Raw genomic sequence first — 19,287 nt, 5'->3', positions numbered from 1 at the left:
CAGCGTTCGCTCCTGTTGTTGTCAGAGATTTTTCACCTTCACGTCTTTTTCCCGGTCAAAAGAACCATCAAAATGGTTTCGTAAAAACTTGTAATTAATCACCCGTTCAAACAGGAACGGATAACGATTCCAATGAAAACCGGGATACTCCCTGTTGGTTTTGATTTTATTGTTACGAAAGACCAATCCATCTACCGATTTTGCATATACCAATGGTTTGTCAAAGGTTTCAAACACATTATTTTCTATCCTGATACCGGAATGAAAATATTTTCGCTGCCGGCTTAGTTCCGGTATCTCGGGATAAATGGAAATAATGGCATTGGTAAACTGGAACATATTCGTTAGCGAATTAACAAAACGGTTATTCCGGATGAGCACGGAACGGCAGGCCCCGGTTTCAAACCAGCCATTACAATCGCCGCAGAGCAGGATTGCCGAACCGGAAGTATGGTCAAAAAAATTATGTTCGATCACCGTCTTCTTCGGTGTACTGAACAGTGCCCCCCTGGCCCTGTTATTCCGGATCGTGTTATGAGCAAAATACACTTCGGGCGTCCAGGTAAGATTCTCGATCCCCAGCTGTTCTTCGTTCAGCACCGCTGCATCCAGTTGTTGGGTAAACACAATTTCGAATTGCTTCGCACCAAAAAAGCCCGGCTTATCAACGGCAGCAATCGAACGGATGCTATTCTTTTCCCCCGTAACCTCCATCGTTTTGCTGGCAATGAACTGCACCTGGTCGCCGGGATCGCCCCATTTAAAACCATAGGACTGGGAATGCATATATTGCGCAATAAGCGTATTGGGACCCTTACGGCCAATAACTTTCAGGTAGGTGCCGTGTATATTGATGGCGTCATCCATCATGCCTTCGTACAATCCGCCGACCGATTTTATTTCCCCCTTGCATCCTGAAAAATGGGTGGCATCTGCCTGGGTTGTAAAATAGCGCAGATCCTCAGTTCCTCTTAAGGCCACATTGAAATGATCCAATGTGATATTTTCCGATACCTGTGCCAGTAAGCCCATACCCTCCGCGTAGTGCACCGCTACATTTTCAAATGCCACATCCTTGCACTGATCCAGGAAGATACCGGGCGCAGGCCGCTGCCAGGAACGCATCGCAAGGATCACTCCCGGAAGCAGCTTTTTGTTATCCCATCCCCCTGCCTTAACAACTCCGGGTGAAATTTCGGCTACATTCCGCAAAGGAACACGAAGATCGCCGGTATTGTAAACAATATGACGGGTGTTTTTTTCAAAAGCTATGCCGGAGGTGGGATTAAGCTCCCAATCTTCTCCTTTGTTGTAAAAAACACTGTCGCGTATTTCATACTGCACCCAGGGCGCTGTTTTAAAAGTTATCGCTTTATTGATCGTATCATTGCTGATAATTTCTACCTGACAGATCTGTGGTTTATCAAAATCGATATGTACATTTTTAACGGAGAAGCGTCTGCAGTTTTCAACGGCCAGGGGTAACATCCGGCCGTGAAACATCCAATCGGCTCCATTTCCGTTTATCAGCAGATGATCCATATTTTCGAACAACAGGCCAATGGTTTTCGGATTGGTCTGATCGTGGTTTGAAATATACAGCGGCTTCCGGATCGCTTTTTCAGGAAAGAAATCATACCGCCCCGGTTCAAAAATAATCGCCACGGGCCGGCCGGGTCGGCGTTCGGTCTTAATTTTGACTATGAGCCGGTTCAAGGCAGCAGTAACATCCAGACCTGTGTTGGGTTTGATACCCATTGATGCAAGATGGTAATAGCTTGTATCGTTTGATGCACCGGAGACCTGCGACAAAAGAACAAAAAACAACCCCAGCGTGATGCGTAGCAGGTACAAATGATGCGGGGTAAACGGGCGGGGAACAGCCATACTATGCTTCATATCAGAAAGATCTATATTTAGGATTCGACACTGAGGGAACAAAGGCGCCGGTTTGTTTTCAAAAAGGGGCAGCAATGCAGGGTTATTGACCCCGTTGCGGGTTGCGGAAACGGTTCTGAGAAAATTACGATGATCACTCATAATAGCATTTAAGCAAACAACTTCAAATATACAGGATTCCACCATGGGAATGCAACAATTTGGAATGTACCCGAATTCAGGGAGTCCGGATACGATCTTTTTAAAATTTTATGACATTGTTGTCCGTCTTATGAACGTCAGGTTTGTTAATTTTTTATGTCAAAATTTTTATCACCCTCCTTTGTATTGCGGGGAAGCCTGCCGGGTTGCTGGGCCAGGAAACAAAAAGCCCAATATGGAACGCCTGGCCCGGGAGGGACTGCTCTTTCACCAGGCCTATGCCAATAGTACATGCGAAAACATACGACAGAAAGCTGCGCAAAGGCCAAACTGGCTATATGGGATACAATAGACAGTTTGGGGAAATTGATCCTATGTTGCGACCTGTTTTTCAGCATTTCCTGATTACTTCAGGCTCATTTGGGTGCATTTATCCATCCGGATCGGACCTTTCAAGATACTCCGTGGGCATACAGCCATAAAACTGTTTAAAGGCCGTGGAAAAATAGGATGGTGTATTGAACCCGCACATATAGGCAATTTCGGACACCGCATATTTTTGCTGCCGGATCAATTCGGCCGCTTTCTGAAGGCGGATGCGCTTGATGAGCGCGGTGGCCGATTCGCCGGTAATGGCTTTCACTTTCAGGTACAGGTTCGAGCGGCTCATACCCAATTCCCGGCTGAGCTTTTCTACAGAAAAATCATACTCATCGAGGTTGGTTTCAATAACGGATATGGCTTTTTCTAAAAACTCCTGGTCAATCTGATTAAATGTAAGCTTCTCCGGTTCTACTTCTTTTGCCGCTGCATAATAGGCCCTTAACCGCTTTCTCAAACGCAGGATGGCCTGTACTTTGGCTGCCAGCAGGGATATGGAAAAGGGTTTGGTAATATAGTCATCGGCCCCAATACCCAGCCCCTTTAGCTGATGGGCCGTTTCCGTTTTGGCCGTTACCAGCAGTAGCGGTATATGACTTGTCTGAATATTCTGTTTTACTCTTTTACAAAAATTAAGACCGTCCATTTCCGGCATCATTACATCGCTGATGATGATGTCCGGCTGCTGTTCTTCTATTTTTCCCAATGCTTCCCTGCCGTTATAGGCAACCGCTACCGCATAGTCGTTTATAAAATATTCCCGGATGTAATCCACAATTTCACGGTTATCATCCACGATCAAAATCAATTCCTCATTTGCCGGGGCTGCTTCAGGCAATGCTTCACCAGGTCTTTGCTGCGGCGGCGCTTCGGTTTCCGTTTCCAATTTGCTGCCGGCAGATGTGTCAATATCATCAACCCGCATATCCAGCTGGTAAGCGGCATCACTTAACGGCAGGCGAATGGTAAACCAGCTTCCCTTTCCCGGCTCGCTTTTAACATCAATATCCCCATGGTGCAGTTCTGCCAGCCGGCGGGTAAAGGCCAGGCCGATCCCCGAGCCCAGGTTCATCTCCTCCCCGTTTACCTGGTAAAACCGGTCAAATACTTTATGCAGGTGCTCTTTTTCGATCCCTTTGCCGGTATCCGATACCACGATGATGGCATGCGTTGCATCCGCATCAAGACTCAGCACAATCGTTCCGCCATCCGGTGTGTACTTAAATGCATTGGAGAGGAGGTTGAATACCATATTTTCCACCGCATCTTTATCAAATAAAAACGGCAGCGACCCCATTGCTGACCGGTTTTGATAGTCGATATGGTTTTTTTCCGCAAGCGGTTTAAAGGACTGATAAATATCCTGCAAAAAGCGGGGCATATCATTTCTTGCCACCCGAAGCCTCCGGGTTCCCATTTCCGTTTTCCTGAACTCAAACAGCTGGTTCACGATATTGTAGAGCCGGCGGGTATTGCGCATCATCAGCTCATGCCGCTGATGCCGTTTTTTATCGGTATCGGGCTGTTTCAGAATTTCCTCCAGGGGCGCCATGATCAGCGTGAGCGGCGTTCTGAGCTCATGCGATACGTTGGTAAAGAAATCCAGTTTTACCTTATTGATATAATTTATTTTTTCTCTGTTTACGCGCTCCAGCTTCAACTGATGAAGGGCTCGCATTCTTTCCGTAAGTATACGGTATAAAAAAATGACGACACCAACGGTAAGTACCAAAATCAGGGCATAAAACAAGCTACTTTTATACCAAACAGGTTTTACGGTTATTGAAAGCGTTCGTTCCGGGCTTTCCTCTCCCTGGGGCCCAAGGGCCTTTACATGAAAGGTGTAAGAACCGGGCTGCAGATTGGTATAGGATGCCCGGGGCAGCCCCTCTGCCTGCTGCCAGTCTTTATCAAACCCGTCCAGCTTGTACAGGTAGCGGGTGCGGCTATCGGAAATATAATTAAAGGTGTTGAAAAGAATGGTAAACTGCCGGTACTCATTAGCAAACCTTAATGATTCCGCATCATTAATATATTTTTTTAAAATACCCGTACTGTCGTTAGGCGTTACCAGCTGGCCAAACACTTCGAGCCCCGTAAACGCAATTTGTAAAGACAGGGGTTTTTGATTGAACATCTGCGGGGAAAAATAAGTAATGCCATTAAGCCCTCCAAAGAACAATTGCCCGTCATACGCCTTGCAGGAAGCATATATATTAAACTGGTTATTCTGCAAGCCATCTTTCGAATCAAATTGAGCCGATTGATTTTTATCGGGATTGTATTTTACAATACTGGTATTGGTCGTAATCCACAAATTACCTTCATTGTCTGAAAGAATACTATTGATATTGCCTCTTAACAGCCCTTCTTTTTCTTTATAGCTGACAAAAGATTTTTTGTTTTCATCATACAGGTTCAATCCATCCCGGGTGCCCACCCATACCCTGCCCCGGCTATCTTCATAAATAAAATTGATAATGGCATTGCTTAGCGACCGGTTGTCCAGCTGCTCAAAAACCATTTTGCCGGCGTCCAAAATATTGATGCCATTGATGGTACCGATCCAAACCCTGTTTTTACGATCTTCCATCAGGTAGGTAATCCCGGTGGAGCTAATGTTTTTTCCCCTGCTGTCTTTTTCCACCAGGGCAAACGTTTCCGCTGTTCTGTCAAACAGGTTCAGGCCGGTACGTGTGCCTATGAAGAGGCGTCCCGCATGATCTTTTAACAACGCGTATACCATGTCGCCCGCAATCCCTTTGGGGTCGGCCGCATTGTACCGGAAGTTTTTGTTAGCACCGGTAACCGGGTTAAAAATATTCAGTCCTTTATTATGGGTACCTACCAGCAGTGTGCCATCCCCGGCAAACTCAATCGATTTTATATTATTAGAACTAAGACCGGGGGCGTTTTCCCGGCTGATAAAGTAACGTATTTTGTTTTCACCAGGCACCCAATAATTGAGCCCACCGCCTTCTGTGCCAATCCAAAAATTGCCATCGCCATCCTGCCGGATAACATTGACTACATTATCGTTTAATGCGGCCTGTTCCGAATTTTGGTTCAGGCTATTAAAGGTAACCCCCTGGCTATGAAAATAGCTAACCCCGCCATAATAGGTCCCCAGCCACATACCGTTTTGCCGGTCGCGGTAAATAGACCTCACCGAATTTTGTCCAATGGAAAATTCATTTTTGGGATCGTGATAGTAATTCTGAAAAAGTCCCGGAACTTTCATAATGGCTAAACCGGTGAACGTACCCACCCATAAAACGCCCTCCTCATCTTTTGCAATGCCTCTTACATTGTTGTTGGCGATGCTGGAGGGATTGCCGGCCTGGTGCATATATTTTATAAACGAGCCCGATGCTGTGTTCAGCTGTATCAGTCCATCACCCTCGGTTCCCGCCCAAATATAGCTGCCATCCTTAAAAAGACAGTTGACCCGGGTAGTAACTGCTGCAGCCAGCACCGGGGTTATTTTATTAGAACTGGGGCTATAAAGGGATAAGCCCCTGTCGGAGCCTAATAGTATATCGCCACCCCAAAATGAAAGGCTGTATATTTCTTTAATGCCCGATAAAGTCCCGGTTACTTTTTGTACAAACTTTTTTCCTGAAGCATCCAGCCTGTAAAGTTCCCCGGCATTGCTGGCTGCCCATATTCCCCCTTCCGGATCCTGTATAATCGAAGAAATAAACCACTCACCCGGCCCGGGTATAATGTTAAAACTTTCAAACGTATTCGTGAGGTAATTATAACTATTAACACCACCGTTACCCCCTATCCATACGGTACCTCCTTTATCGGTAAACAGGTACCGGACGTAATAGGAACTGACTTGCTTTTTACGATCCTTTGCAGGCCGGTATACGGTAAAGCTGCGACCGTCATACCGGTTGAGTCCATCCCGGGTACCCAGCCATATAAACCCAAGATGGTCCTGGGTCACGGTCCAGACAGTGCTTTGCGATAACCCTTTTTCTACCGATATGGTTGAAAAATGCCGGAAACTATTTTGCGCGTTGCCCGTTCTGCATAAAAACAGCAGCAGTAATAATTCAAGACAACAGACATATTTTTTTTTACCCACGTTCATAAGCTCTTGAGAGGACCAAATTTAGCACTATTGGGCCGAATATTTACTCAAAAGCAAGAGCCATCGGATCATTTCTGACGATCATACCGGGCCACTTCCGGAAGCTGGTCGATGACTTCCTGCCGGCTAAGCCGGCCGTTCTGCAGCTCCAGCAGGAGGGAACTTCCGGCTTGCTGGCGCCGGTATTTTTCACCGGATAAACTGAGGTTGCTGCTTCCGTAATCAAACAAGGAACTGCTGTCGGCAACCTGTAGCAAAGCCGTCTTACCGCCATCCAGTTGTGCGGTAATGTTCCAGCCGCCTGCATGCAGCTGCAGCAGGCCGTCATTGTTACCAATGGTCTTAAGCAGTTCGGGCCGGCCTTCTTTTATTTGAATGATGGTCAGAAACCGAAACTTTTGGGCAGCAGGCGATGTGATGCCGGCGTGCCACTGGCTGGTATATTCGCGCAGCTTGTCCCCATCGGTCAGTTTCATCCAATTTACTGCAGGCTCGGCAAATTGATCATGGATCGTCATCTGCAGCGGTGCATTGGCAAAAACGGCGGCACTCACGTTCCCTGAATCAGTGGCTACTTCAAAATTCTGCCGCGTATTTTTATCTGTTTTATCCGCAATCATTTTGTAAAAAGGTGTGTGAAACTGCGTGGTCCATTTTATGGGTCTTTTTGCTTCCAGTTCGTCATATAATACAATGTAACCGCCCTCCAGCTGCAGTATATGCCTGCGGTAAAGCGTTACTCCGGGATCGCCAAAACCATTGGATGCATCAGGCTTTACGCCCATCTGTTTAAACCGGTCCAGCCAGAATTCGCTTTTAATGCTCCCATAAGCATTGCTGGCATCACCCAGGGCATATTGTATGCGTGCGCCGCTGATGGAACGCGGCACCCATCCATATCCTTCCTCCCCGATCCTTTGGCTCAGGCTATCGGCTAATATGGTATTGTAGGCGCGGGTATTGCGATAGTCGAGCAAATTATGCCGGTCGCTGAAATTGCTGTAGTAACCCGTGGCGCCAAACAGGGTCCTGCCTTTATAGTTAATGGTAAACGCATTTTGCCCGGCATGTCCGTGGCCTGATGAACCAAACGGGTTGCTGATGAGGTAGCTGCACCGGTTTTCCCCGGCCCTTGCCAGGTTATCCGTCATGGCAACCAGGCCAATATCGGCAAAGGTCCTGGAATGGGGCAGGTTTTCCGGCGATGCCTTTTTCAGGTTGCGATTAGGATCATAATTGAGCAGGCGGAAAAACAGATAGTCATCGGTACCTTTGAAAAAATCGGGATGGTCCGTTCTTATTTGCTGCACATACCAATTCAGATAAGGATTATCTATTTTAAACGTTAGCGCATCGGCAAACAGGGCATACCCGGCATTGATGCCTCCCCGTAAATTTTCCCATTGATCACCATAGGCAGTGGAGGTACCTGTGGGCGGATAAGAATACAGCAGATAATACGCCAGGTTTTGCATCCAGGGCAGCTCAAAATAGTTGACGCCGGAAAAATCGCTGAATAACTGCGACAGGTAAATCGTTGAACGGAAATTTACCACAAAATACCCGTTGCCCTCATGCCACCCCCCGTCCGTGGTACCCAACACCGGAAACCGGGCGCTCCATACTTCGTACATATAGGTAAGCCATTCCCTCGCCTCCGGTATATCGCCCATAAGCGCTACCGTGGCAATGGCCAGCTGGCGCAGTGTAATTTGCCATACATGGTTATCGCTTACATGCAGTTCAAACCGGTTGGGCAGGTGGTCATAAATTTCCTTTGCCCGCTTTACCATTACCTTTTGAAAAAGGCTTTTTTCTTCCGGGCTGATCGTATGGTATCCTAAATCATAAAACCAGCCCAGCGCTTCCAGTACCGCGCCATTATTGAAATCGCTCCTGGTAGCCCAGTTTTTATCGGGATCCATCTGCGCCAGGTTAATGGCCCTGCGTCTTGCATCTTCGATAAAACGTTTATCGCGGGTTAAATAATAAGCAATGCAAAGATTGCGAACGGGGTTGCCTACCTTATCCCCAAAGCCGTGGTACATCCGGTCCATCAGGCCCGCCAGTACCTTGCCTGTTTTGCCCGAAGTATCAATCTGGCGCACAGGGCTTTCATCCGGCAATGGCTCTTTCATCAATTTTTCTGCATAGGCAATGAACTTTTTGGCTTCGGGATTGTCCAGGTTATTTTTATAAAAATCGTCCTTTCCCTGGTGCAAATTCCACAGGTGCGGATGAGGCCCCTCATTGCGTTTCAGCACTTCGCTAACCGGCGGCGATACTTTATTGCCGGCATATTTTGCATCCACCACAAAATCGTAAGCGGGGCTCCAGGCCCATCGATTGGTTCCCTTTAGCACATACCCGTATTTCCAGTACCAATGCCCGGCCTGCAACGCCTGATGCAGCGGGTACACGGCCCAGGCCTGCACATCGCTTTTGATAACATTTTTGGTAAAATTTTTATCAGTAGCCAGCAGCACCTGGTAGCGCACATTACCAATATTGGGATCTTCCGGCACCGCGCTGCCGCTTTCCATAGGAAATACGTTGGCACTGCCATTGGTGGCGGGCCACATCAGCGCCGGGGCATTGGTGGGCACGCTAATACCGTTTACAGGATAGGGCCACTCGCGCACGCGGGCATGTAATTTTTCAGCAGTCAGTTTTATTACGCCCGGCTGCTGGGCAAAAGCTGCTGCCGAAAACAGAACAACCAATAGCATCCATATTTTTTTCATTCTTTTATTTTTATTATGATGTCAGCAAATGAATATATATCATCTTCCTTGCGACGCTCCGTTCATCTGCAGTGCTGTTATCAGCCTGCCTATTACTGGTTCGTGTCCTCACTAATCAAGTTGAGGAAATACAAACCAGGATCTCTTGCTGGTTCGTGAGGACACGAACCAGGGCATGCGAACCAGGACTGTTTATTGAGCAGGTATCTCCACACCCACCGGCGCTGCATTATACAACACTGTCTGATAATTATAAAAAGCGTCATCTCTTTTATCGGCCAGTTCGGCCACCATTTTAGCCCCCTTGCCTTCGGATCTAATGGTTACATACTCGCCCTTGCGCGGATAAATACCGCCCAGCATATAATCGTATTTACCGGCTTTTAACGGGGTAGATATATGAAATATCAACTGCCGTGTATTGATATTTGGAACGGGGTTGCTTACCGTCAGCTTCCAGCCATTGCCGGTATGGCGCAGCATCAGCTGGGCCGGCTGTTCGGCTTTTATAGTCATTTCGCCAATGTTTACTTCCCCGGCCTTAAAAAATGCGGCCTGCCAGGTTTTTGTTGCACTATCATAAAAAGCATGTGCGTTTTCTTCTTTTTTGTACAAGACTTCTTTGGCATAACGTTCAGTAGTGGCGGGCATTTGGGCGGCCGTAACATTGGGCACCAATGCATAGGCATAGCCCGCACTGGCAGGATTGGCGCCATGGTCGATGGCAATAATATAATTGGGTGCATCGCTGGCAATACTTGTATCGGTTATATTAATTTCTTTTCCGGTTTTGATAACCATTTTCTGTTTGCCCTGTGGAAAAACAATATAGCCCTTTTGGCCAATATGCGCCCACACCGCCTGGTCGGTTTCAAAACTGATGTTTACCGATTGGGAAGGCTCGATGGTTTCGGCCTTGCCATCATGAAAAACAGTAAGCGCACCCGATAGCGCCGACTGATCGATGGTGGTAACAATTTCCTTGCCCTGCCCTGGTCCATGACGCCGTATATGGCTGCCCAGGGCTACAATTTTATCATCGGTAAAATGATACGTTTTATATGCCGTGGCAGCGCTGTATTTTTCTTGCGGCAAGTGATGGTAAGTGGCCATGCCCTGTGTACCATCGGCTGTAACGCCCGCCGCATCGTTGGCTCCGGCCAATGAGGCTGCCGAGTGGCCAAGGGGCTGGGCATCGGTACGCCACTCTTCGGTAAGACCCGGCAGGGCATGCCAATCCATATTGCTAAGCACGTTTTCTGAATATTCATCGCCACGCACTTTTAGCGGAAGTATGCCATAACCTGCGTACCAGGATTTACGGGGTTTGCTAAAATCTTCGGCGCCAATATTGAGGTTCGATTTTAGTTTTACAGAAGCGTAATAGGGTTTTTCATTTTCCCCTCGCCTGTGCACCAAAAACAGGTTTATCCAATAAGCATCGGTACCGGAGTATTCGTATTTATTTTTTTTGATGGCATCTGCAGTTCTTTCCAGCTCCTCAAAATTATTAATTCTTGTGCCGGCGCTACGTGCTTCTTTTAAATCTTCAACGGCAGTTAAATAATCGTTTGACACAAATTTTTTCAGGTCAGATAAAAAAGTACGGCCCGATACCAGGAAATCAAATCTTCCTTTATAAATAATTTTGGGGTACACGTGCAACAGGCGGTCTGCCGGAAATTGATACACTTTATCGCCCAGTTTAAAATCGGTATTTTTAAACTGATTGAAACCTGTAATACCATCAGTAAGCCATTCAAAGCCATAAGCCACCATGGCCGCATCGGTACCCTCGCCTACGTGGTGCGATATGGTTCCATCCGGCTGAAAGCCCGACTGGGCATACTCCCTGGCCGGCAGATCGTACCTGGTCATCCACCGCGCCACATCAAACACCACACCGTGCGGGCTCCAGCCCGGCGAAAAACTAAATCCCTTAAAAGGTTTGTCTTTATAGTAATCGGCATACCAGTATTGTACATAGGTCATGGGACGGTTATAGTCGGCCCACAAAATGGGCAGAGCCAGCATCATACGGCTGCGGTGGCCCAGGTTGGCATCGCCCCAGGCGCCCGATGAGCGCAGGGTATCGGAAATATTGCCCCAGCGATTAGCGGGATCATTTATAGCGCGGCGGCCGGGCGCCACCGCCATTGCCGTTTGGTAAAAACGTACCACATCATTATATACCCGCAGCGCCTGTTCATCGCCTTTTTTAATGTCGGCCAGCATATCGGGCATCAGCTGCACCAAAGGCGTTAACAGGCCATCCGAAATAACCCATTGGTGGGTAACTACCTGTTCTTCCACCTTATTATAAAGTTTAAGATTGCTAAATCCATCGCCGGTACAGTCGCCTATCGGTTTACCATTGATCATTACATCGTTGCCTTCTACAGGAACGGCCTCGGTATAAGCAATAAGGGCGCTGTATAACGCACGTTTCAGGCGCTCGCGTGCAGCAGCATCGCCGCCCGGCCCGTATTTTTTTGAGGTGGCATAGGCATAGCCCAGCCCGCCAATATTGTTGGCCACTGCTTCCCAATCGTACTCAATGCTTTTACCCACGGGTTTGTAGCTCAGGGGGCTTACATGATAAAAGGGATATTCTTTAAATTCGTTGTTATTTGCCCGCAGTTCATCCATCATTCCGGCAACCGCCGCATCTTTTAATTTTTTACGACCATACATTCTTTGGCTGGAAATGGTTACGTCCTTGTACCGGTCAAAAAGGGTTTGCCACAAGGTTTTATTCACCACTTTGATGGTGATGGGAAACTCATTGATGGTTTTGGCGCCATCTTTTAACTGCATGGTGAGCGGATATTTGCCAGTGGTTTTTATTTCTTGCGCAACCTGTAGTACGCCCGTAATACGGCCCGCCGGGTCAAAAACTGTTTTCACTTCAAACAAATTGTCTCTTTGATTTACAATTTCAAAATGATAGCTTTTGGGGATGGAGCGGGTAAGCACATCTTTGTTGCGTTGAAGATGTATTTTGCCCATAACCCCGGTGCCTTTGGGGCTGCCAGCGGCAATATCAAAATAGCCGGCAAAGATTGTTTCCTGGGCATGGCTAAAAGCGGCTATGCAAAGCCCTGTCAATATAAATAAAAGTTGTTTTTTCATTTTTTATTTTAATGTATTAAGACTTTGTAGTACTTAAATGGTTTATTTGTTATCGGGATATTTATTGAATACTCTGTACAGATAGCGCCGGAACTTTCAAAGAAGTAGCAGCATTACAATAACAACCCTCCGTTTACTCCTGCGATAAGCTCCGACAACTCTGTGGTAACAAAGCTGCCAGATGTTCTGTAGCTGGATCCTATCGCCTGCCCATTTTTTTCTTTAATGCCCGATACCGCAACAGCGCCTCTAAAAAATAGTAATCTGCATAAACAAGGCCGGCATCCAGTTCCGATTTCCGAAGGTAGTTGCCGGTGGCATGCTTTAATAAAAAAATCCCCTGTCCTGTTTCATTCAAATATTCAGGCGAAGCAAGGCTGGTTAATATCTTTGCGGCGGCGGCAAAATATTCTTTTCCGTGTACCGATAGTGGTGCTAACTGTAACAATGCCGATGCAGTAATGGCTGCGGCCGAAGCATCACGCATGGTCGATATTTGAGGAGCACTGTAGTCCCAGTAAGGTACCATGTCATTGGGCATATTGGGATGATGGAGGATGTAGCCGGCAATATGATCAGCCTGTTCCAGGTATTTTTTATGGCGGGTATCGCGGTACAGGAAGCCAAAGCCATAGAGTCCCCAGGCCTGCCCCCTGCTCCAGGCAGCAGTGGCGGGGTCACTGTTGCCATTGTTCCAGTCCCGCTTGCGGAAGGCGCCGGTACCGGGATCGTAATCTACCACGTGGCTGCAGCTGTAATCGGCCCGGTACTGGTTTTTGAGCGTGGTATTGGCATGGGCCAGGGCTACTTTGTAAAAGCTGGAATCATTGCTTAAGGCCGTGGTTTTTAACAGCATTTCGAGATTCATCAGGTTGTCAATGATCACCGGGAACTTCCAGTCCCTTTCGGGCTGCGGATCCCAGGACATGATGGATTGCACCTGGGGGTTGTAGCGGGTAAGGGCCGTGCGGGATGCATGCATTAAAATATCTTTATATACTTTGTCATGGGTGAGGCGGTAGCCATTGCCATAACTGCAGTACATGATAAAACCGATGTCGTGGTTAAGCGTAAGGTCTTTATCAGCTTCCAGCAGGGCGGTGGCCTGCCTTGCTTTTTTAAGGATCTTTTTGTCGCCGGTAAATTCATAGGTAAGCCAGAGGTTGCCGGCATAAAACCCCGATGTCCAATCTTCAATGGGCTGAAAACCTTTTTGGGTAGAACGGGGCATTTCACCGGTAGTTTTTACATGGTCCCAGGCATTTTGCAAATATTTTTTTTCCAATGAAAAAATACGGGCAATTCGCTGGTCGTTCAATCCCGGCTCCTGTGCAATGAGCGGCAAAAAATTTGAAAAAAGCAGGACGGCAAGTAAGACAATCTGTTTCATGAACGAATTAAACCCCAATTACCTGTTTTTGCTTTCTGTTTTGATGAAAAGAGTTTTAAAATTGATGAATGAGTACTTTAGAACCAGTTGCCACTGAAGCACTGAGGTTCACTGAGCCTTCGCGGCGCTTCATGATCTCTGTGTTTCTGTGCCTCTGCGGCTATTTTTTTGCTGGTCTATAATGCAGCGTTTGCAAACGGGTCCCCGTTCACCTGGCACCAGGCCTTCAAATACCGGCGCATCCGCTGCAGTTCTTTTTTGTAGCGGGACTGCACCGCCAGGTTAATGATTTCGCCGGGATCTTTTGTAAGGTCAAAGAGCTGTTCTTTTATCCTGCCCTTGCTATATACAATATATTTGAACTGTTTTGTGATAACGGCCCTGCCGCTGATGCCCAGCAGTTCTTCGTTGTCAGCAAAATCGGTCTCAATTACCAGTGTATCCCGCAACAATTTGCCGGGGCCGGCGATCCTTTTGCTAAGATCCACTCCTTTTAAATAAGCCGGAGCTTTTACACCGCCAAAGCCACAGATGGTGGGGATGATATCGGTACCGTTGCAGAGGAGCATATCATCGGTACGGGCTTTCCACCGGCCCGGTCCTGAAATGATAAACGGCACCTTAGCAGCCTCCTCGTACAGTACCTGCTTCTGGTTCCAGCTATGGCCGGCATAACCATCGCCATGATCCGCCGTAAAAATAATAATGGTATTTTTTTCGACCCCATACTTTTTCAGGGCGTATAGCAGCTGCGCTATATGCGCATCCACTTTTTCTACCAGCCGGTTATAGGCCCAGCGGTATTGACGCCACTGGCTGGCGGTCCAGTTGATACTTGGATATGTGCGTGCATTGGATAGCTGCTGCTTCCTTATCATTTCCGGTTCGTTTGCCGGAATCTTCCAGTTGGCAGGCAGGGCGGGACATTGCTCCGGGGGTGGCGCGTTATCCAAAACGTCCATCTTCAGTGCCTCACCCCTTGCCCACTCGCAGATATCATGAGGGTTTAAAAAGGAAGCCACCAGCAAAAAGGGCTGTTGGGCATTTTCTTTTATAAACCGGGCGCAGAAGGAAGGTGTGGCGCCATCGTTAAAATCCTGGAAACTGGTGTTTTGGATATACCGGAATCCGTGCTGGCTGATTTTGGAGGCAGGTACGGGTAAATGCCACTTACCTACGTAACCGGTTTTATAGCCCCCGTCTGCCATAATTTTACCCATCATCAGTAAACTATCCGGCCAAAGACCATCTTTTTCAGGAGCATTGCCCACAAAGCCGGTTTCAAAAGGCATTTTACCACTAAAAATTGCGGTACGCGAAGGCGTACAAAGCGGCTGTGCGCAATAGGCCCTGGTAAAGCGCACACCGTTGGCGGCCAGCTGATCCATGGCTGGGGTCCGCAGGTCTTCATTGCCAGCGGCGCTCATGGCATCGGCCGTTTGCTGATCGGTAATGATGAGGAGGATATTGGGGCGCCCCGTATTTTGTGCCAGGGCGGCGCAGCAACAAAACATCCATACAACCCACTGAAATAATCTTATCATAGTAATCATTAATTTGACCCGTTTTCTTTCACAAAGTTGAAGTATTCAGGCACAGGTTTGTTCTTCTGATCTCTTCTGATCTCTTCTGATCTCTTCTGATCCCTCCGGTATTTTCTACGTTGCTCTTTTCATGAACCAGTACAACAAATTTTCCGGGATTTTAGCAGCCTTACTCTACCACCGCCGGTATGGGCATATTGACACTGCTGGTCATTTTCCCTTTTTTATCTTTTAAAGTGGTTTCGCTGCTGCTTACATTAAGCTCAGCGCCACCGGCCCGCACCAACAGCAAGGCCGGCTTTTGAGCATCCATTTCGGCTTTTATTTCGATATTGCCCACCTTATACACACCGGGTGCCGCCTGCTTTACAGCCTGTATGCCGCTTTGATCATCGTTTAGCTGAAGCACGGCCAAAAACCGCATTCCGTTCGATCGCCGGGCCGATGTAAAAGAAGCATGGTATTGGTTGGGGGTAGCGCCATATTTCTTCTTAAAATCAACCGGCGGCGAAAAAAACTGGTCAGTAAGCGCTGCCTTTAGCGGGCCGGACCCGGTTACAAATGCCTGCGCATAGTTTTGCCTGGTCTTTACCGCTAACTGGTTATTATCATCCAGTTCCGGCTGTTCCATGGTATGCAGTAAAAACGTCCATTCCGAGGGCTGCGCCGATTCCAGTACATCATAGATAATCACTGTATTGGGATTCACGAAGGCTATATGCCGTTCAAATAACTTCAGCTTCGCATCTCCAAAGCCAAATTCCGGAGTCTGTTTGATATTATTTTCGGCACAAAGCTCCAAAAACTGTTTGTCCGTTGTGGGCCGGTAAGCCATCGTGGCATCGCCGCATACATAGCCGATGCTTTCGTTATTGATGAACCGTTTTATCCACCCATAACCTTCATGACCAAAAGCCTGGCCGTTGCCATTTACCAATATACCATTGTGCGCCCGGGTATGGCGGTAAGAGCTAAGGGAGTGCGGGTCGGCAAATGATGTATAGTAGCCGGTAGAATAAAACACGGGCTCGCCCCTGCGGGAAATATTAAAACAGTTTTGATTGGCATGCATGTGCCCCTTGGCGCCAAAGGGCGATGACCGGAAATAGAGCGCCATATCTTTACCGCTATTCAACACATCCGTATGAAAAGCCGTCAAACCCACGCCTTTAAAGAGGTTGGAAGGTTCCATGTTTTTGGGAGCTGCGTATTTACCAGGATCAAACTGTATGTTGTTGACCACCTGGTACCAGGGCTCAATCTTTGCCATTTGCTGCTGATAACCGGTTTCTTTTTGATTTTTAGCATTGAGCAAGGCCGACAAACGATACAGCGCTTTGCTATCGTTATTTTCTTCACCTTCCACCAATACCATGGGATGGCCCACATTGCCAAGATTCACCCGCTCGTGCATATCGCCAAAGCCCGAAATACGTCCGTCCACCGGGGCGAAATACAGAAAATAATCCGCCAGGCTTTTATACCATCCCATTTGAAAAACATCCACGCCACATGATTTTTTGAGCATCAGTGCCATATCCACAATGGCCGATTTGTTTACACCAAAATACCCGATCCCTTCTGCCCACCCGCCTTCCTGCGTAGCCAGGTTGGGAAAGCGCGCCATAAACAATTCGTAAGTGTATTCCAGCATTTCGTTGCTCGATGGCAGGTCGTTTACCGTAGCCAGGGCCGCCAGGAAATTGCCCGGTAGTTCCATCTGCCAAAAATGGTTGTCTACATGCCGTGCCTCGGCAAGGCCGGGCCATTGTTTTAGCCCCTGCTTTATCTGCCGGTCGATAACGGTCAGTATATTTTTTTTGGCATCGGCCGAAAGCTCCGCGTACAGTACATCGTAACCTCTTGACAAAGCCATCAGTACCTGCGACCCCAGCAGATCGTTGGTGGGCCAGGTAAGCAGCACATCGGTGCGACTGAGCAGTTCATTTTTAAAATGGCGGTTGCCCGATAGCACATAAGCCTCCAGCAGACGATAATAGATATCAATTTCTTTATTGCCTTTTATGTTCAGCGCTCTTTCTTCGGCCGGCGTTTTACCCGCTACCGGGCCGCGGTATATGGGTTCCGTCAACGCTTTTTCACCGGCTTGAATCATTCTTTTATACAACGGATGACCGGGCGCCTCTTTTTGTATCTGCTCCAGGCTGCGCCCCATATTCATTACGCGCGGGTGCATAGCAGGTATGCGGCTCAACAGGGTTTTAAAACCGGGACTGGCAAGGCCGGCAGCGCCGGGTTCTATTGTAAAAGAATAAGCGCCGCGGGTTGTTGTTTTGTTGTTGCTGATGACGTCATATTTCCAATACCATTTTCCCTCCTTCAGGCTTTGATGGGGATTGAAAAAGCAAAAGCGTTGACGCGCACTTTCGATGGTTTGCCCTGCCGGGAACGCCGGGTTCCTGCTGAGGTACACTTTGTACAACACATCGGAACCATTGCGCTTTTTCTCCGATGTCCACAACAACGCAGGTGCATTATTTTTTATGGATGTATTGTTGGGGAATGGCGATTGGCGAAACTCCTCAATCACGGCGCCCGGAAGCGTATCGGTAACCGGGCCCGCATGACCCAAAAACAAAAAGGCGAAGGATAAAATGGTCATACTATCTTATAATTTTAAAAGGCACACTCCTTAGATTGCTGATTTTCTTCATAGTTTAATGTTGTTGTTGTTTGGACGCAAAAAGTTCCTTTAAGGTTATGGTCTTATTATCCACCAGCGGTTTTGCATAAGCCGCAATAAAAAAAATATACCCCAGTGTGACATATAAAACCATCAGGGCGTAACGCAGCCCGATCAAATCGCCCAGTGCTCCTACAACAAAGGGAATTAATGCCCCGCCAAATATGCCGGAGCAAAGGATGCCTGAAAATGAGCCGTGGTGCATGCTTACAGAGTTTAATGCCAGCGAAAAAACGATGGAGAACATCACCGCAATGGTAAACCCCGCCGCCGGAAAAGCCCATAGCGCCAGGTCCCTGCTGCCAAACAATGCAAGACTTACAGCTATAACCGACAGTATTGCCGCCATCTTTAACACCACCCGCGAATCCCATAGCTTCAACACAACCAGTCCCAGCAGGCAGCCAATGGTCATCAGTCCCCAAAAAGCGGCAACCGCTCCTGCACCCCCTTTATTGGGATCTACTTCGTGATAGCGTTTTAAAAATTCCGACATCCAGTTGGCCAGGGATTGCTCCGTGCCTACATACGCAACAATGCCTAAAAAGAACAGCCATACTTCGCGCTTCTGCAGCAGCTGCCGGTACACGGCGGCGGCACCGGCCTTTTCATCCTCCTTCAACTCCACCCTTGGCATTTTCAAAAATCCCAGCAACAAAAGCATTCCTATAAAAATAAAACCAAAGAGCCAATAGAGCGCCGTCCAGTGCAGTCCCCCACGTACCAGCCCGCCCAGGGCATTTACCAGGGGGTTGCTTACGGGCAATGCCAGTTCCCTCATCAGGTACGCATACATAAAGGGACTTACAAAAGATGCAAGACCAAAAACCAGCTGACCCATTACGGAAAAAAAGGCAAAATGTTCCTCACCGCCGGCGGTACGCATCAGCGGGTTTATAATTACCTGCAACATGGCCATGCCAATTCCTATAATAAATAAAGAGGCCAGCGCCATGCCGTATTGCGGGTTAAACGCAAACAGCAATGCACCCGCCAGGTTGAGCGAAAACGCAATCAGCATTGATTTTTTTTCACCCAGCCGCTCAATCATGATACCTGCCGGAATGGACATTATGCCGTAGGCTAAAAAAAATGAGAACGGCAGAAAACCGGCCATCGTAAGACTGAGCTTGTACGTATCAATAATAATGGGCATCAGGGGGCCCAGTATATTCGTAACAAAGGAAATCACAAACCATATCAGCAGTATTATGCCTACTAAAAAATTACTACGATTTTGCATTGTGCTT

Annotated in this window: 8 protein-coding genes; all 8 read right to left on the bottom strand. The window is 47.7% G+C overall.

Annotation, left to right across the window (positions count from 1 at the left end):
• Nucleotides 1–21: 21 nt before the first annotated feature.
• Entirely contained in the window at nucleotides 22–1,899 is a 1,878-nt protein-coding gene (locus tag GGU45_RS14875; protein WP_435225999.1) for an alpha-1,3-galactosidase-related protein, read from the bottom strand.
• A 571-nt stretch (nucleotides 1,900–2,470) separates the two neighbouring features.
• Nucleotides 2,471–6,523 (bottom strand): two-component regulator propeller domain-containing protein, encoded by a 4,053-nt coding sequence (locus tag GGU45_RS14870; RefSeq protein WP_435225998.1) that lies wholly within the window; start codon nucleotides 6,521–6,523, stop codon nucleotides 2,471–2,473.
• Nucleotides 6,524–6,591: 68 nt separating this feature from the next.
• Nucleotides 6,592–9,267, bottom strand: a complete 2,676-nt coding sequence (locus GGU45_RS14865) for a DUF4962 domain-containing protein (RefSeq protein ID WP_435225996.1) — start codon at nucleotides 9,265–9,267, stop codon at nucleotides 6,592–6,594.
• A gap of 192 nt (nucleotides 9,268–9,459) precedes the next feature.
• A complete protein-coding gene (locus GGU45_RS14860; protein ID WP_435225994.1) occupies nucleotides 9,460–12,399 on the bottom strand; it encodes a polysaccharide lyase family 8 super-sandwich domain-containing protein in 2,940 nt (979 codons plus the stop codon).
• 199 nt (nucleotides 12,400–12,598) lie between these two features.
• Nucleotides 12,599–13,789, bottom strand: coding sequence for a glycoside hydrolase family 88 protein (locus GGU45_RS14855; RefSeq protein WP_435225993.1), 1,191 nt, complete (start codon nucleotides 13,787–13,789; stop codon nucleotides 12,599–12,601).
• A gap of 176 nt (nucleotides 13,790–13,965) precedes the next feature.
• Nucleotides 13,966–15,333: a sulfatase family protein gene (locus tag GGU45_RS14850; RefSeq protein WP_435225991.1), complete on the bottom strand. Its 1,368-nt coding sequence runs from the start codon at nucleotides 15,331–15,333 to the stop codon at nucleotides 13,966–13,968.
• 169 nt (nucleotides 15,334–15,502) lie between these two features.
• Nucleotides 15,503–17,956: a DUF4962 domain-containing protein gene (locus GGU45_RS14845; RefSeq protein ID WP_435225989.1), complete on the bottom strand. Its 2,454-nt coding sequence runs from the start codon at nucleotides 17,954–17,956 to the stop codon at nucleotides 15,503–15,505.
• 55 nt (nucleotides 17,957–18,011) lie between these two features.
• Complete coding sequence (locus GGU45_RS14840; protein WP_435225988.1) at nucleotides 18,012–19,280, bottom strand: MFS transporter; 1,269 nt, start codon at nucleotides 19,278–19,280, stop codon at nucleotides 18,012–18,014.
• Nucleotides 19,281–19,287 lie beyond the last annotated feature (7 nt).

The organism is Niabella hirudinis (genome assembly GCF_051201075.1).
GTDB classification, from domain to species: Bacteria; Bacteroidota; Bacteroidia; order Chitinophagales; family Chitinophagaceae; genus Niabella; species Niabella hirudinis.
This window is presented reverse-complemented; position numbering and strand designations above follow the sequence as displayed.